Annotated in this window: 5 protein-coding genes; 1 reads left to right on the top strand and 4 read right to left on the bottom strand. The window is 46.3% G+C overall.

What is annotated here, in order from left to right; genetic code table 11:
* Positions 1 to 11: 11 nt before the first annotated feature.
* From GXO74_09860 to GXO74_09875, 4 genes are all read right to left on the bottom strand, one after another.
* The gene (locus GXO74_09860; GenBank protein ID NOZ61972.1) at positions 12 to 3119 is read right to left on the bottom strand and encodes a S8 family serine peptidase; all 3108 of its coding nucleotides are present in this window, start codon (positions 3117 to 3119) and stop codon (positions 12 to 14) included.
* A 152-nt stretch (positions 3120 to 3271) separates the two neighbouring features.
* The gene (locus GXO74_09865; GenBank protein NOZ61973.1) at positions 3272 to 6199 is read right to left on the bottom strand and encodes a T9SS type A sorting domain-containing protein; all 2928 of its coding nucleotides are present in this window, start codon (positions 6197 to 6199) and stop codon (positions 3272 to 3274) included.
* 564 nt (positions 6200 to 6763) lie between these two features.
* On the bottom strand, positions 6764 to 11047 hold the full coding sequence (locus tag GXO74_09870; protein NOZ61974.1) for a T9SS type A sorting domain-containing protein: 4284 nt from the start codon (positions 11045 to 11047) through the stop codon (positions 6764 to 6766).
* A gap of 148 nt (positions 11048 to 11195) precedes the next feature.
* A complete protein-coding gene (locus GXO74_09875; GenBank protein ID NOZ61975.1) occupies positions 11196 to 15872 on the bottom strand; it encodes a T9SS type A sorting domain-containing protein in 4677 nt (1558 codons plus the stop codon).
* Between the two features lie 740 nt (positions 15873 to 16612).
* Between GXO74_09875 and GXO74_09880 the strand changes: the two genes are divergently transcribed.
* Positions 16613 to 17830, top strand: coding sequence for an HpcH/HpaI aldolase/citrate lyase family protein (locus tag GXO74_09880; GenBank protein NOZ61976.1), 1218 nt, complete (start codon positions 16613 to 16615; stop codon positions 17828 to 17830).
* Position 17831: the final 1 nt, after the last annotated feature.

Genomic DNA, 17831 nt, shown 5'->3' on the forward strand with positions numbered 1-17831 from the left:
AAATTAAATTTCTATTTGATCAACGTCATCTTACGCATTTTTTTGAAGCTTGTTGTTTCAATGCTGAAAAAATACAGACCGGATACCACATCGCGATTGCGCGCGTCTTTTCCGTCCCAGACAATTTCATACGAACCCGGCTGCTGGAGTTTGTTGACCAAAGTTTCTATGACTTGGCCATTTACATTGTAAATTTTTATCGCTACCTGTGTGGCTTCGGGAATTTCGTACGAAATCACCGTTTCCATGTTAAACGGATTTGGGTAATTTTGCCCCAGACGATACGTTCGGAGATTGTTACTTTCACTAACCTTCTCCCGCTGATTGGCCTTTTCAAAAGTAAAAGTTTCCACCTCGGCGCCGACAATATCGCCTGTCAGATTGTAGAGCCAGCAAGCGAATTTTTCCTGTTGCGGATTTCTAACGCGAAAAGTCAATTCGACCAGATTTTCTTCTCCGCTGATTTCAGTAATCTCATCGTGAAAACCGCCGATGCGCAGCACGCCTGAAAGAATTTTATGGCTACCGAATGCCTGCCACCCTTTTGTCGCATTCCCTGAAGTCGCTGAAACGAATTCCAGTCCGTTTTCTGAAAATCCCAAATCCATGCCAAAAACTTGCAATGCCGCAGATTCATCAAGCCTGACGCCGATTTTCAATTCATCATCTTTTTCCGCGGGCAAAGAAACTAACTTTACTGTTCGAGTTGATTTATTCTTTGCCAAACTTCCTTCCGGCGGACAAGCCAGCGGAGGAGTCAAGCCGTCCAGATAGGCTGTAAAAATAACCAATGCATCTCCCGGCGTAATATCATTGTCGCAATTGGCGTCTCCGGCGAGAACGGCGCATTCGGTATTGCATTCGCCTTCCGGAGGTGTACCGCCTTGGAGATAAGTTTGAAACACACAAAGCGCATCCCCAGGCGTAATGTCGCCGTCCATGTTTGGATCGCCTAATTCGCAAGCAGGTTGACAGGTAAAAGTTCCGGAGCAATTGTTCAATCCAACGATATCGTCGGTCAGAAACGTCAAATTCAAGACGCAAGTTTCTCCTTCGCCGCATTGATTGACGAGTAATTTGACAAAAACAAGCGTCCCGCTGCTGTTGGTGTCAATTGGAACCGGATCAAATCCACCAATATTCACGACGCCGGGTGCGTTTTCCTTTCCGTCTAAATAATCAAAATCTGTGGTTAAATTACCGGCTTGCACACCTAAATAACTCAATTTTTCGCTGCAATAATGAAATTTAAATCCAAAGGCATCAATGGAATCCGGATTTTGCTCGATGAGAATCGGCACCAACAAAGTATCGCCCGCGACTCCTGAGACATCACCGACCTTGATGTAAGGCGGCACACATTCATGCGAAAAAGTTGCGCCGGTGATAATTATTGAAAAATTCTGAGAGCCACCTTGCAGTTGACCGGCGTGACGCACAACAATACGATAATTCCCGCTTTCAGGACTTTCGACAAAAACCTGCTCTTCTGTATCAACGTTGTTATTGCCGGAAACCGCCGCTTGTGAGGGATTGTCAGGAGAAAGTTTCCAGGGATAATAAACCGTTCCGCTATTCAAAGCAGTTACGCGAAGATTCAAATCGTTTACCAGAACCGGAGTTCGCAAATTCAATTGCGCGGCTGGCGCGGTACCCGGTGGGTCGGTCCAGGCAATCGTTACACGCAACGGATCCACACCATCGGACTGCACAAAAATCACTGTTGAATCACCCTGATTGAGAGTCAGTTCCTGAATTGTACTCGTGTCTTGAACATCGACAGAAATGAGCTCTGCTGCTTTTTTGGTATTCAACAATCCCCATCCGTAAGAATAATCGGGTCCGGGATGACCGCCGGCTTCGTCTGCCGAATGGATCACTATCGCTTTGAGCGTCGCCGCACGCATTAAAATGCCGTCGTGTGTGTTTTGATAATGCTGTTGCAACAAAATCAGCGAACCGGCAGTATTAGGCGCTGCCATGGAAGTTCCACTGTAACGAGTATAATCTGAATCAAAATCATCGTCGCAAGAGTAGAGCGAAATCCCGTTTGCCACAATATCAGGCTTGATTCTCCCGTCATCAGTTGGGCCCCAGGAACTAAAATCTGACATGATTACGTCTGCTGGCTGACTGTAGCCCGCAGGAATATCCCGTACTGCGCCGATAGTCATAATATTTTTTGCCGTGGCACCGCCGCCGGGCAGACAATCAAATCCCTCCGCTCCGCCGTCAGGCTGCCGCGTCACCGTGCTCAAAACCCACCCGTTATTGTTGTCGTAAACCCAGTGTTCTTCGCCCGGCACGGGTCCCTCATCATTGCGGTCATTTCCCGCGGATTTAATAATCAAATAGTAAGGCGCATTGTAAGCTATTTCGTCCCATGTTTGAGATTGGTCGCTATAAAAACCGAAATTGTAATCCTCGGTCTCGCTTATTGAAGGGTCTCCAAACCATGCCCAGCGATTATCTCCCCGATAGCCGTAAATCCAACCTGTGATGTAACTATAAGAATGGTTAGAAACTAATAATCCGTTTGCAGCGGCATTGGCCATTTCGGAGTCGTCGTCGTTCCACTCATACGCATGCAAATTAGCCTGTCCAGCCATGCCTTTTGCGTCAGAATCCACGCCGCTGGCGATCATAGTTCCGGCGACGTGTGTGGAATGTGACGAAGTTGAGGACGAATAATCCATTTGCGTCACCCGGCCTCCAAATTCCTGATGTGAAAGCAAAACGCCCCCGCCGTCCCACTCTCCGAGATAAAGCCCATTCCCGGTAAGAGACAAACCGGCAGAGCCGCCCGGCCAGACGTCATCCGTGGATACTGTTTTTGCGGCATCCAAATTATCAGTGACGTAATATCGCGGACGTCCATTCAGGAGATTTTGAATTTCAATGATTTCTCCGTTGTCAAATTCAGAACGTACAGGGTAACCTTTGGACTGCGCCCAATTCACCGCGGCGTGTTTTTTTTGAGAGAATTCTTGCTGGTATTTCTGTTTTAAGTTGAGTAATTGCGCCCTGTTGGTTTGCGGATGTTGCGGACTTTGCGCCCCGCCGACAAAAACAGCGAGGGCAACAATTATCAGCAATGCAAATAGCAACTTTATAGACATGACTACCCCTCCTTGCAAGAAATTTTATGTAATTAAATTACAACATGCTGCGTTAAGGTTTTGCTAAATTTACAAAAGCACTGACAGCCGAACAGAATCAACTGTCAGCGAGTAGTCGTTTCAGATAAAAAAAATGTTTTTCCAAAATACTTTTATTTCATCAACAAAATTTTCCTTGATAGTCTAAAATGATTTACGAACATTTTAATCAAATAAACGCCGGAACTGAGAACATGTCCGGCATCGTTCTTCCCGTCCCAGACGAGTTCATGCACGCCGACAGTTTGATCCGCGGAAACAAGAGTTCGCACTTTTTGGCCCATAGTATTAAAAATGGAAATCTCAACACGCCCGGGCGCGGCTAATTGATAATTAATGCGAGTCTCCATATTGAACGGATTGGGGTAATTTTGCTCGAGAAAGTAACCATCGATTTTTTGCGCCTCTTCGGGAGCATTGATGGAAGTCGGCGTCAGATCAAAATGAAGCGGCGCGGATTCAGCTTTCTCTACATCATCCTTAAAATTCATCGCCCAGATTTCGCCGCCGCCGTAAGCCTGATCCCGCGGCTGAAACTGTAATTTAGCCAAAAGATGTTTGTCGTGACCGCTGACGTTATCCCCGGTGAATCCGCCCAATCGAATTACCCCCGCAAAAGGTTCGGCCGCGTCAAATTCTTGCCAGGTCTCCGTAACTTCGCCTGCTTGCGCTGCGACAAATTTCAACAAATGGTCGGGAAAACCAATGTCAATTCCAAAAGCGTCCATTTGCACAGCGCTGTCCACAAAAACGCCAAAAGTCATCGTCAATGAATCCGACGATGCAATTTTCTCAAACCAGATATTTCTTTTGACGGTATTGGAATCTCCGGAAAATCCATTTGTTGGCAGACAATCAAGCGGTGGATTTTTCCCGTTAAGATAGGCGCGAAAAATATAAAGCGCATCCCCGGGGGTAACTCCGTTAGGAGAACAGTTAATATCCGCGGCGAATTCCGCGCAGGGATTTGAGCAAGAAGAATCCGCGGGAAATGAACCCGACAGATATCGAAAAAACGCGCAAAACGCATCGCCGGGAGTGATGTCACCATCCATGTTGACGTCTCCCAACTGACAATCTGACGGAGCGCCGGTCACTACAATATCTTCCAATTGGCTCCAACCGCCCCATTGGTCGTCCGCGTCCTTGGCACGAACGCGGTAGTAATATGTCCCGGGAAGTTTGCCGGAAATAGAAAAACTGGCAGTCGTCAAATTATCCGATAACGTCGTGTCGTTGCTAAAAAATGGCACCGGATAAATATCGTCAAAATAAATACCCTCTCCGGTAACGTAGGCGTCCGTCACATAATGCAGCCGAACAATAATACTTTGTCCGGCGAATCCGCTCAAATCGAAAACCGCTTGCGCCCAGCCATTGGAATCGCCGGTAATGCCGTTGCCCATGTTATTTCCGTTGGGATTTGTCGTCGTAGTAATATTTCCGGGAATACTCTGATAATTGGCGCCGCCATCAGAGGAGACTTCGACGTAGGCATAGTCCCAATCTTTCTCAATGTCGTACCAGGCGTTAAATGTCAACGCCATGCCGGCGCTCACAATCAGCGGGAATTTGAGTGTCGCCGTATGGTTCAAATTGTCGCCCATTTGCGAGTACAAACTCTTGGGCGCGCTGTTTGCCCGTACAGAGCTAATTTCAAAACCGTGCATGTTCCAGCGCGCGTCGGCGTCATCACCCAAATCCGTCACCAGCGTATCTCCGCTCAATTCATCTAATTGATAAGCGACGGCGGGATTCACCGGATCGTCCTGAATTGTCCAACTCACGGTGTAATTTCCGTCATCGTCGCTGCCTAATTCGTTTATCGCGGGCACAGCCGGCGGATTAATGCGGTACGGATTTTCAGCAATGAGGCCGGCGATCCTGGCGACATAAAGATTCGGGCCAAGATTTTCCTGCACGATCTGCGGAAGATCACTCTCCGGCGGCCAAAAATCAGCGCCAATTTCCGGCGTAAAACCAAAAATCATGTTCTTCTCCGTCTGCTCACCATAAAAATAGTCGTCCGAATCTCCATTAGTTCCATAAATAACTCCCATAGCGAAATTTCCGGGCAGATACCCATTGTACGCCACGCAATTGCGCGCAATTTGCATGAAGACATCGTGATGCGGCGTATTTTGCGGGACGTATCCCCACGGGAAAAGCCACATTTTGCCGTAGCTGTGGTACATGAGCGAAATCACAAAATGATGCGACATGCACAATTGTCGCAAAGCCTGAGTCTCCGGCTCGGAAAAAGCGCTCGTCCCGCGGTAAATATTGGACGACGGATCCGGACTGGAGCCGCTGTTGTCGTAGCCCCATTTGTAGCCAAAATTCCGATTCAAATCAACGCCGTAGCTACCGTCACCGTTGTTGCGGCGATTTTTGCGCCACATGGGATCAGTGGTTTCCACGTAAACATGGCCATCCGGATTGGTTGTCGGAATCAGCCACAGTTCCCGGTTGTCCACCAAAAAAGTGACTTCCGCATCGGTCCCGTAATTCGTCACCAGATAATTCAAAAAATAAAGAATCACTTCCGGCGTTGCTACCTCCCGGGCGTGGATGTTGGCGACGTAAAGCACATCCGGCTCATCCGCTTCTTCCTGAGTCGGATTGTCAGAGACTTTGACCGCCCAAATATCGCGCCCTTCGATGCTCTGACCGATGCTGGTTATCGTCGTAATATTGGGATAAGCCGCGTGTACTTGATTGATTTCAGCGACCATTTCCTGATAGGTGTGATAGTCGCCCATGTCGCCGTCCAGCCCCACATTTTCCTGATAAGTTTTCCGTAAATTTTTATCCAAAATTTCAAACTCAAAACCGCGCTCGCGAAGAAATTGCATGTCTTCATTTGTCGCCACAATATCAGCAAAACGCTTGAAATTGCGCGTGGCAAAATCGAGATCGTACGAATGCAGTAATTTGGCATCTTCCACACTGAAGAGTTTCACTCGAATCAATTGCTTCTCTTGACCAAAACTGACGGAAATGAATCCCGCCAATAGCGCACACAACAGAAATCGTTTCATGTTACTTTCTCCGGTAAATTTACTTTCTCACTGTAATTTATTAGATGCTTCACTTTAGAGGTATTGAATAATTTTTTTGACAATTCAGCCACCGAGTCACGGAACGCGCAGACAGAAAAAACTCATTGTTGTTTGTGTTCTCTGCTGGTGCTTATTAAAATGTTAGCAAATTCAAAATTGATTTTTCGCTAAAACAATATCGGTTCACTGCACCACTGTTGTAATTTATTTTGACTGAACAATTCTGATTAGTCAGATTTGGTTCAAGCATCCCCCTTGGGGAATTCCAAGAAGTCCCCCTTATGAAGGGGGATTTAGGGGGATGTCAAGCAGTTTGAAAAACAAAATATTGTTAAAAAAACTAATCTGACCAAGTAGTGATAATTGCCTATTTTCTAATGTAAGCCCAATTAATTGAAAAAACAACAACTTTTTGCAAATTCTATTTTTGAGTCATTGTTTCATGGACATTAGAAAATTCTGATTTACCAATCAATAAAAAGAGGCCTTACTGATATTGGTAATTATTTTGTAATCAAGTAAGACCTCAACTAACGCTATCAATTATTTAACAAGAATTAATTTGTTCATCGCTGAAAACCTGGGAGTTTTCAGTCGGTAAAGATAAACGCCCGAGCTCACTACATTGCCGGCTTCGTCTTTTCCATCCCACTGCACAGAAAATCGTCCCGCCGGATGTCGCTGTGAAATAAGAGTACGAATTTTTTGTCCGGTAGTATTGAACAACTCGAGAGTAACCTGCGTCGGTTCCGGCAATTCGTAAACAATTTCCGTGTTAAGATTGAACGGATTGGGATAATTTTGATGCAACTGGTATTCATCGGGAATCTCGCCGTTGGCGATCACCTTAATTCCGGAGTGCAGCGTGGCAAAGTTAAATTTTTCCGCTTCTGCATTAACTAAATCGTCGGACAGATTGTAAATCCACAATTCGCCGCTGCCTTCCGCTCCGGGGCGCGCTTTAAATTTTAGATAAGCAATTGCGTTCTTCCCTTCGATACTTTGCGCCTGGTCCTGAAATCCCCCAAGGTAAATCACGCCGGCAACGCTTTCTTTCCCTTCAATTGCTTGCCAGGCTTCAGTGACGGGACCCGGTGTCGCTTCACGAAATTGCAATAAATTATCCGGGTAACCAATCGCCATGCCGAACGCCTGAATTTTGTCGCAATTCTCCAGATGCAAAGCAAAAGTTATTTCACCATTTTCGTTTCCCTCAATGCGCTCAAATCTCAGCCGCGCACGGTCAGTCGCCTGATTGGAAGCGACCTGAAAATTGGGATCGCACGGCAGCGGCAACTCTGCTCCGTTCAAGTAGCCGAGAAAAATGTAAAGGGCGTCTCCGGGCGTCACGCCGTTGGGAGAACAATTCGTGTCGGCCGCCTTGAGCGCGCACGGGTTGTCGCATTCGCTGGGCGGAACGCCGTCGCTGAGAAAAATATTAAAAGCGCACAGCGCGTCTCCCGGCGTGAGGTCTCCGTCCCAGTTCACGTCGCCTAACTGGCAATTCGGCTCACATTTAAAAATACCGTTACAGATATTCAATCCGACAAAATCATCGACGAGATCGCTCAGTTGCAGCACGCTTCGCTCGCCTTCGTTGCAAGGCGAAGGATTGACATCGAGGACAATTTTTGCCACAGAACCAGAGCTATTCGCCGGAATCGCCACATTATCAAATCCGCCCACTGTAATTAATCCGCCGGAATTTTCGTAGGACTGAAAATAGGAAAAATTTTGCGTGAGCGATCCCTTTTCCAAACGATTGAAGGATAATTTTGTTGAATCAAAAGAAAATTGGAAACCGAACGCATCCACCGGCTGAGGATTTTGTTCAAGATAAATCGCCACAGAAATTTCTCCCTCAAGAGCAGAAACGTCCGCTGCTTTCAAATACGGCGGCTGACATTGGCCGCGAACCTCGAGAGAAACGGGAATTTGGACGAGAGGTTCATCAGGGTCATTGCTGGAAATAACAAGTCGGGCCTGATAATTTCCCGCGTTCAAATCGGCGGCATTCACTTTAACGCGAACGTCTTCGCTTTGTTGCGCGGGCACAGATCCTGATAATGGCGAAATATCCAGCCATTGAACACCTTTGCTAATTTTCACTGCTAATAAATCGTGGACATAACTCGCATTAAAAACTACTTCCAAACCGTCGCTGCCATTGCTATTCTCAATGCCAATTGTAGCACTTGTTACATTTCCTGTCAAATGCAAATACTGAAACTTAATGTCTCCTGATTGAAATAAAATAATCTGAAAAGTATAGCTTCCTGATCCACTGAATTTTTGAACATTCGAGTACTGGACAATGAAGCGCTCTGCGTCCGATTGATAATAAATGGCCCCATTCCCATGATTTGGATAGAGATCATCCCAAAAAGGGCAAATGATATCATTCGGCTCAAAACTATCTGGTATGGGGTCATTGCTAAAATCTGTGCCGTCTGAGCCAAAAGTAAGGTAGCCGTTGGAAGAGATTTTCAGGCTTGTCTTATTTTCGCCGTAAAATGAAAATGTGAAGGGCAAAGTCACTGAGTAGAAATCATCATCGGATAAATATATCTCTGTGCCTGTACCAGAAATGTCAATCCAATTAAATGTCGGGCCTCCCGGTTCATCGCTGTCAATCCAGGTGTAACCGAAATTATCCGGGCCGCCTTTGCTTTCGACAATCGGTTCTCCGTTTCGGGGATCCGGGTCTCCTTTCCCCAGTTCCAAATGCGGCAAATTTCTTTTGTGTGAAATCCCCGCGCCCTTTAATTTATTGTTTTTGGATTTATCAGTTTGATTTTTTGCCCTGCCTATTTGGGGAGTGATTGTGGAAATTGACCAATTCAGATTTGCATTATTGGCAGGCGCGACATTGGCAATAGTCAAAATCGAGCTGTCGGATTCTCCGACATCAAGCAGAAATGAAAATGAAGATGGATTTACGTCGATATCAGGGGGACTCTGCGGGGGGGCGAGAAACCAATCTAGGGCGGCATCGGCAATGCTGTGAACATTGGCTTCTGTCCAGTGATAGCCATCGGTCACCGTATAGGTCGGAAGCGCGCCTGTATCGAGACAGAGCTGATCGAAACCGAGAAAGACTGTTTTGCTTCCGCTATTCTCAGTGTGAATTCCCATAGCTCTGCTCTGAGCCGAATCGGTGAAGCAAACAACCGCATTGTTGTTCGGCGTAATAGCATCAGACCAGTTGGTCCAGCCCAATTCAAAACTTGTGTTGATGTACAGAGCCAAACTGTCGCCAAGAAAAGTATGCAACGGCCCGGAAATAAGGTCATTCTGAACCGGGTTAATTCTGAATGGATCAGTTGCAATGTCATGGCCAGTCCCGCCGGCATATTGAATACCTAAAAATTGGTTGTGCCAATCATCGTCGGCAAAAGTTGTATCATCGAAGGCGCCCCAGCCACCGATCAATAGTCCTGCCCATTCCTGCGATGACCAAAAAAGATTTTTGGCTCCGCTGGCCATCCAATTCCCGACGACATCGTCGTTCATCGTCGCCGGCGAATAGGCATCAATTTGTACTATAGTTTGATACTGATCTATTAATTCATGGGATAGAGGGCCATCTGTTAGCCCTACCCAAACATCATATTGGTAAGGATCTCCTTGGCCATCCCGCCAGAGATTATCATAATAGGGAGACAAAATCCATGAAGGATACGATGTTCCGTCATCATTATAAAAAGCCAAAATATCATTGTATTTTTGAAAATAACCGAATGAATTTTCATGAGAAACACTGGTAGCGCCGGCAAAATCCACGGCGCGAAAATAATAGGTCAGTAGATCTCCCGGGTTCATGTAGCCGGACGGCAAAGTCGCTTGCCAGGTACCATCGGTGTTTGTCCCATTCACCAGGCTACAGGGCGTCGTATGCCAGACGCCATCATTGACTCGGTAGTACAAAGTGACGGTCTGGGCGCCGGCTTTTGAGGCATCGTGCGCATCCACATCGGTGACATGACAGCGCAAATCTTTGGCATTCGCGTTCAAAACAGTTGAGTAAGTCTCGGGTTCCAAAGAAGGCGGTGTATTTTCATAATATTCGACAACAACCAACCACGTCAGGGAATAGTGCCTGACAGTAAACTGCGGATCGTGCCCGCTTCGTCCCGCTTGATAAAATTTTGCCAAACGATAAATATCGCTTGTGTCAGCAGGATTATCATTGGCGCAAGTTGTGCCCATATATGAATCCGGACTGCCATAAGGAACTATGCTGACAACAAATCCATCACCGTGGGTATCGGGCTCTGGTCCCAGCCAGATCATTTCAGTCCATACGCGTTGGCCATCGACAATTGGAGCCGGGTACTCTCCCCACAAATGTTCGCCTAACAATGTAGGCAGGCCGTGATCTTTTGTGTAAATCGCGTCTCCATTCCACCAATCATCGGGAAAATTCCAGCCATAAGCGGCTTTGTTAATCTGTAAAAGAAAACCATCTGCGAGTTCGTTTGTGCTCCAACTCTGTCCGATAATGCCGATAGCTCTAATCACGCAAGCCGCTAATGGTTCGTAATAGGAAGATTGTGTATCTCCGGAGGCAATGCCCCAATTCACAGTTGTCGGAAAAGGATGTAGAAGCGTATCCAGTATGCCGGCATGAGTCGCCTTCAGACTTAGCCCGGGCAATTTCGAAGGAGTCTGTCGCACTAATTTTCTGTACTGTTTTTTAGTAATGGGTATTGCTTCGCTCTTTTGGCCTTTTTTAGCAGGTTTTAAAATTACCAATTGTTGCGAAAAGGAAGAAATCGCCTGCGTCAAGACCATAACCAAAATCAGTGAAAAAATTTTCCTTTTCATAAGCTCCACCCCTTAATTTTGCCCATGAGAATTTTTGGTCTCTTTGATTGCAAGCCGATTACTGATGTCAACACTGAAAACAAGTCATGCGTCAAGCTTTTAAATAAAGGACAGCCCCCTATTTTCAAAGGAGGCTATCCTATTCAAATTACTTGACGAGTATCAGCTTTTTGGCATCAAAAAATTTCGCCGTCTGAAGTTTGTAAACGTAAATCCCTGAAGGCAAATCGTTGCCTACGGCGTCTTTTCCGTCCCAATGCGCCACATAACGGCCAGCGTCTTGCTTTTGTGATACAAGAGTTCTCACTTTCTGACCCATGGCGTTATAAACTGTCAGCGTCGCCTGAATTGCCTCAGGCAACTCGTACTCGATATCAGTTTCCATGTTGAACGGATTGGGATAATTTTGGCTGAGTGAGAATTTCTGCGGGACGCCATTTGCGTCAACTCGGTGCACGTCCGTTGTCGTCAATGGCACATGAATTGTTTCCGCAGCCAAACTCGCATCTTTCAAATCATCCGTCAGATCATAAAGCCACAATTCGGCAGCGTCCGCTTCTTTCAGCACGCGGAAAGTTAATTCTGCTAACACAGCGGGATTTTTTCGCTGAACCGCTTCACTGTGGAAACCGCCAACCGTGACAACGCCGGAAATGCTCTCTTTCCCGCCAAAAGACTCCCACAACTGCGTCAATGGGGAACTGTTAACTGCGACCAGTTGCAAAATATCATCCGAGAATCCGACATTGAGACCAAACGCCTGTAATCCCTGCACTTGACTAAGTCTCACCGCCAGTTTGATCTCGCCCGGTTGATCCGCAGAAAGCTGAATCAGGCTGATTTCTCTGGGCTGCGAAGTCTCTTTTTGCAAGGCAAAAGAAGGATCACAATCGAGAGGCGCGCTATCACCGTTCAAATAGCCCTGGAAAATATACAGCGCGTCGCCTGGCGTGATTCCGTTTGGCGTACAATTGATGTCGGCGGCATAAAGCGCACACTCATTATTGCAATCGCCTGACGGCAAATTTCCGCCATTCAAATAAATCTGAAATGCGCACAAGGCATCTCCCGGGCTGATTGTGCCGTCGTTATTCACATCGCCCAGCAAACAGGACTGACAGGTAAACGTGCCGTCGCAAGGATTCATCCCGGACAAATCATCAGTCAAATTCTGAATACCGAGAGTGACGGACTCGCCCTCTGAACACTGATTCACATGTAGCGTGACTCGGGCAATGGTTCCGGAACTGTTTGCAGGAATGGGGGTCGTGTCGAATCCGCCGATCGTTACCGTGCCCGTCGGACTTTCCTGCCCGTTAAAGAAATCGAATCCGCTGGTCAAATTGCCTTTCTCCACAGATACAAAAGAAAGCTTACTGGCATTAAATGTAAATTTAAAACCGAAAGCATCGATTGCGCTGGGATTTTGTGCAATTGTCACATCAACCACCACATTGCTGCCCTGCGCGCCGCTGGCATCTTCCGCCTTAACGTACGGTGGATTACAAGGCCCGCCGCCGCCGTAATTAAAGGTGACGTTCACCGTTTTCGGGCTGCCTCCGGCGCCGGATGCAGTGACGGTTATGGCGCCGGTGTAAGTCTGACCTGGGGTCAAACCAGAGGAATTTACGGAAACGGTAACATTATCCGTCTCCGACGTCGTGCTTCCGCTGGTCGGATTGCAACTCATCCAACTCTTATTGTCCGAGACCGTCCAGCTAAATGATCCGCCGCCGCCATTGCTAATAGCAAAAGTCTGCGAAGGTGGGTTGGATCCTTGATTCGAGCTGAAAGTCATACTTGTCGGGTTGACAACCAGAATCGGATTATTATTACATTGCGGATGCGCAGTCACTGCTACCTGTACAGTTGCATGTTGCGGATCATTGGAATGAATGGAGATTGTCCCGGTTTCGGTCGGACAATTTACCGCGCTCCAGTTTGTAATTGTCACGGTCACTGTCTGGCTCGCGCCAGGGCTGAGTGTAGGAATTGTTGTCGGCGAAAAGGTCAGCCATGATTTGTTGTCCGTAATCGAGCTGACAATCAAATTGGCGGTTCCTGTATTCTGAATGACAAAAGTATTCCCGCTATTTCCGCCTTCCTGATAGACGCCAGACGCTGTGCAGGCGTACATGCCAAAATGGACGTCGTCTGTCACATCATCATAGGCGATGCGGAAATATCCGTTTTCACCCCAGCTTGGGCCCCAACTATTTTTCGCCTTAAAATATTGTCCGTTGTCATTATATCCGACTATTAGCACCGCATGCCCATTGTCCCATGACAAAGATCCGCCATTGTAATTGTAAACTCCCCCGCTGTAACTATCAAATGTGCCATCGTCAGGAACGAGCATGGCGACTGCTAATGGTCCGTTTTGTAGTTGCGCCTTGATATCGCTCACATTTGCCGGTTCGCCCCAGAGACCTTGCGCTGGCGTATAATTAGTAACCTTAACGAGGTAATCGGGACTATTGCACTTGTCGTTACAATTACCGTTAGTGCCGCCGTATGGATGACAAGGTTCCGGTGAAACACCCTGATTGTGAATGTATTCCAGAGCATCCCAATACCAGCCTCCATTACAATCACCTGGCGCACAGGAGACAAGTTCTTGTTCGGACAAATCGTCCCAGATGCCCAAATTTTCGACCAGAGCAATCGCTGCGAACGCCCAGCACGAGCCGCATTGAAGCTGATTTTTTATCGGGCTATCATTTGCGCTCCAATCCACGGAAGAAAGTAATTGGTTGGGGTCATAATCAAAATTTGGACTGTGACTTTTCCAATAATTCTTTACCGGATCCGGAATTTTCAATCCGCGCGGATATCTTCCGTCCGGCGGAATATAATCATCTGGGGGAGCGTTCTCATTATCAGGAGCACGACGGAGAGTTTGGTAGATGTCCAGCGATGTGGGAACCACGCTGATAGTGGGCTCCTGTTGCTGCTGTTGGATGATCATAAAATCATCTCTGCTCTTCCAGGTACCTTCGAGATGTACTCTTGCAATCCACTGGCCTGGATCATTCGCGGGATCATGGCCGGCAATATAGATACCAACCCAGTGAGAATAATTTGAATTACCTTGTGGCAAATTGAAATCAAGCCCCGCATAAAAATCATCGTTGGTATCATAAAAGCTGATATTTGCGGTCCAATCACGGGTACAAGAGTTAGTATTCCATTTCGTGTACAGCGTTGCGAGATTATCCGTCGTATAAAAAGTATCAGCCCGTGTATTATAAGGGTCATCGCCATCACTACACATGAAATGGGCATTTAGCTGCGGCTCTCCGCCTTGTTGCTGAATAGTGAAATTATCATGAGCGACCTGGCTGCCGTCAACAAATATGCGCGCTTTCCATTGACCTGGGTCATTTGCCGGATCATGACCCGAAATATAGATTCCTGCCCACCAGGTCCATGAGGAATTTCCAGCCGGGATATTTGTCGATCCGCCCCAATAATAAGAGTCGCTCGTATCGTAAAATTTTACATCTAAAGAATGAGTTGAAGTACAGGAGCTTGAATTCCATTTGGTGAACTCCACGACCATATTGTCAGTCACATCAAAAACCGAAGTTTGTGTATTATAGGGATCGTTTCCATCCCGGCAGGTAAAATGGTCTGTCAATGTCGGCGTTTCTGAACCAACGTTCTTTTTAATATAAACATCGTCCAGGTAAGCGCCGTCATCAATAATCGAGGCGTCGCTGGTAAACACAAAAGCGATCCAGACCTGGCTTTGTCCGGTTAAATCGCCAATTTGGTAAACATTCGTCAAATCGAATGTCTGACTCAGCCAGCCATTAACATTACCTGCGTCATCGGTCATGTTGCCAGTGAGGTAGTAGCCGTAAAAATTCGTGCCGTTAGTGGACGCCACATAGTGGAATTTATCGAAATTGGTTTCTGTTTTTGTCCAATGCCAAAAATTCACTTTAGCGTCAGTCGCATCGGCAAGACTAAAAGGACCGTAAACCATCCAAGCCTGCATATTGTTTACGTACTGACCGCCATAACCCGTGCCCTCTGAACCCAAATCGGCGCAAAATCCGCTCCAACTCCCGCCATGATGTTTATAGCTCGTATCGTCCCAATAGGCGTCGGCATATCCATTTGCGGCGTACACATTCCAACTATTGGGAAATGAGCCTTCAAAAGTTTCCGATTTGATGGTCTGCCATCCGGTTGGCGCTTGTGGCGGATTTTCCGGAATCAATTCTTTTTTGTTGGGATCATTTGCCGGGATGACTTTTTTGAATTTAGTCGGATCAAATATGAGTGATACAGGTCCCTTAAGTGGTTTGTGCGAACCTTTGGGAACTGTCTCACCGGGCCGCAGTTGATATTTCTTTTCGTGTTGTCGAATTGCCTGTTTGAGCTTTGCAGATTGATTTTCGCCTGATGATGCACCCAGTTCGTCGCTAATCACTTTCTTAATTGTAGGAGCTTCCTGGTATTTGGACTTTATTTTCCCTTCGCTGTTTCCGGATCCAGCGAACCAGATGGGGATATTGCCATCTGGCAAACTTTGGCCTTTGGCATAGAAAAAACCCATGTGTTTGCCATAATTCGTCACTTCGACGCGCCAATTCATTTCGCCGGACTTCAGGTCTTTGAATTGACTCGGCTCTCCGATGAGCGCTCCTTGCAGAAATTTCATTTTCGTCTGGTTCGTTTGAATGAACTTATGAACCATTGTGACGACTTGACTTTTGGTAACCACTTCCTGTGCCGACAATAATCCCGGCAATATCATGCATCCAATTGCAATCATCAGAAAAATGGCTACCGCCTTCCTTTTTGATGCTTCCATCGCGATCCTCTTTCGTTTGGTGATCAACTAATGTGATTTAGACAGACCTCAAACAGAATTTTAATCGAGAACCACCTCCTTTTAATGATAGTTATCTTCCGATTTTGTTTCATCGATGCAATTGTCGCTAACTTCAAAATGGGTTCATTTTTTTCAAAATTCTTTGGCTCCTTAAATTATTATTGTATTACCAAGTAAATCTTCGTTTTTTTGCAAAGGAATTTAAACCGCGAAGTGCACGAAAATTTTTTTATATTCTTTATCTTTGTGCTTCGCGTACTTCGTGCTTAATTATTATTAATGCGGTTTGCTGTGCATGGGTATTCTTGATTTTTTCTCAATCAGGAAACTGAATTTCATCAAAAGTTTTTCTTCTCGATATTACACAACCTAAAAGCCCAATGAATGAAATTGTTTTGCAGATACCAGGGGTTGAATAAAACACATGGGCGGAAAATAAATAATGATCAGAAAATTGAGGTTGTGTTTCCTTAACAATAATAATGTAATTGTTTTTCTCTTGATTGTCAAGTGTTTTTTTGTTATTTTTTCGCATAATTTTAATTGTTACAACACAAATTGCAAAATGCTTTTTACATAATTTGTACGCTCTCATTTTTCTAAACCAATGTTCAGTATTTTGAAGCAATAACCTGAAAAATGTATTGAGTTGAAAGGGAAAATTTTGTATATTCAGCAATGGCAAACATTTGACCCAATAGAGTTAATGGAGGAATTTTATGACCCGCACTGCTGAAGCAGGGAGAAAAGGACCCGTCGTCCGCTCTGATTGCTGGATTCAGTTAAATCTCAAAAATTCCGGCGGCGTTCAAATAAACACACAAAGCAAAGTTAAATCGCTGTACGGTCAAAAAATTGACTCGCTGATTCGCAAAGGAACAGATTTTTTTGATATTCAACACGCTGAAATTAATATCGAAGACGCCGGCGCAATTCCGTTTGTGATGATGGCAAGATTTGAGTGCGCGGTGCGAAGATTGGGCATTGATAATGACAAAGAGTGGCTGCCTGACTTTCGCGAAGGATGCAAATACCAAACTTCACGCGAGCGTTTTCGTCGTTCGCGGCTTTACCTGCCCGGCAATGAAGCGAAATTCATGATAAACGCCGGGCTCCACAAACCCGACGGCATCATTTTGGATTTGGAAGACAGCGTGGCGCCAGCGGAAAAAGATGCGGCGCAAATTTTAGTGCGAAATGCGCTCCGGCAGATCGATTTTCAGGACAGCGAACGCATGGTGCGCATCAATCAAATTCCTCGCGGCATCGAAGATTTGAAATTTGTCGTTCCGCACAACGTACACGTAATTCTCATCCCTAAATGTGAAAGCGCGAAACAGGTGAAATTAGTCGATGATGAAATTGAGAAAATAAAAAAGGAATGCGGCATCAGCAATCAGATTTTTCTCATGCCCATCGTGGAAAGTGCTCTCGGCGCAATCAAATCCTACGAGATCGCCACGGCGTCCCCCAATGTGATTGCACTGACAATTGGACTGGAAGATTACACCGCGGACATCGGGACGCAGCGGACTCTGGAAGGCAGGGAGAGTTTCTGGGCGCGGAGTCAGGTCGTGAACGCGGCGCGCGCCGCCGGGATTCAGCCCATCGATACTGTTTTTTCTGACGTGACCGACATGGATGGCTTGCGAAAAAGCGTGCTGGAAGCAAAATCGCTGGGATTTGACGGGAAAGGCTGCATCCACCCGCGGCAAATTCGGGTGATTCATGAGGCATTTGCTCCGTCGGACGAAGAAATTGAAAAGGCAAAAAAAATAGTACTTGCATTTGAGATGGCTGAAAAAAAAGGTCTGGGAGTCGTTTCCCTTGGCAGCAAAATGATCGACCCGCCGGTTGTAAAAAGAGCGCAGCGAACAATAAAATTAGCCATCGAAACCAGGAAGTTGAGTGCAAATTGGCTGCAAGGAGGCGAGTGAG

The organism is Calditrichota bacterium (assembly GCA_013152715.1).
Taxonomy (GTDB): Bacteria; Zhuqueibacterota; Zhuqueibacteria; order Thermofontimicrobiales; family Thermofontimicrobiaceae; genus 4484-87.

Bases quoted from the DNA above. Each gene is read 5' to 3' on its own strand.
- GXO74_09860 (NOZ61972.1), bottom strand. From the start codon at position 3,119: ATGTCTATAAAGTTGCTATTTGCATTGCTGATAATTGTTGCCCTCGCT.
- GXO74_09865 (NOZ61973.1), bottom strand. From the start codon at position 6,199: ATGAAACGATTTCTGTTGTGTGCGCTATTGGCGGGATTCATTTCCGTC.
- GXO74_09870 (NOZ61974.1), bottom strand. From the start codon at position 11,047: ATGAAAAGGAAAATTTTTTCACTGATTTTGGTTATGGTCTTGACGCAG.
- GXO74_09875 (NOZ61975.1), bottom strand. From the start codon at position 15,872: ATGGAAGCATCAAAAAGGAAGGCGGTAGCCATTTTTCTGATGATTGCA.
- GXO74_09880 (NOZ61976.1), top strand. From the start codon at position 16,613: ATGACCCGCACTGCTGAAGCAGGGAGAAAAGGACCCGTCGTCCGCTCT.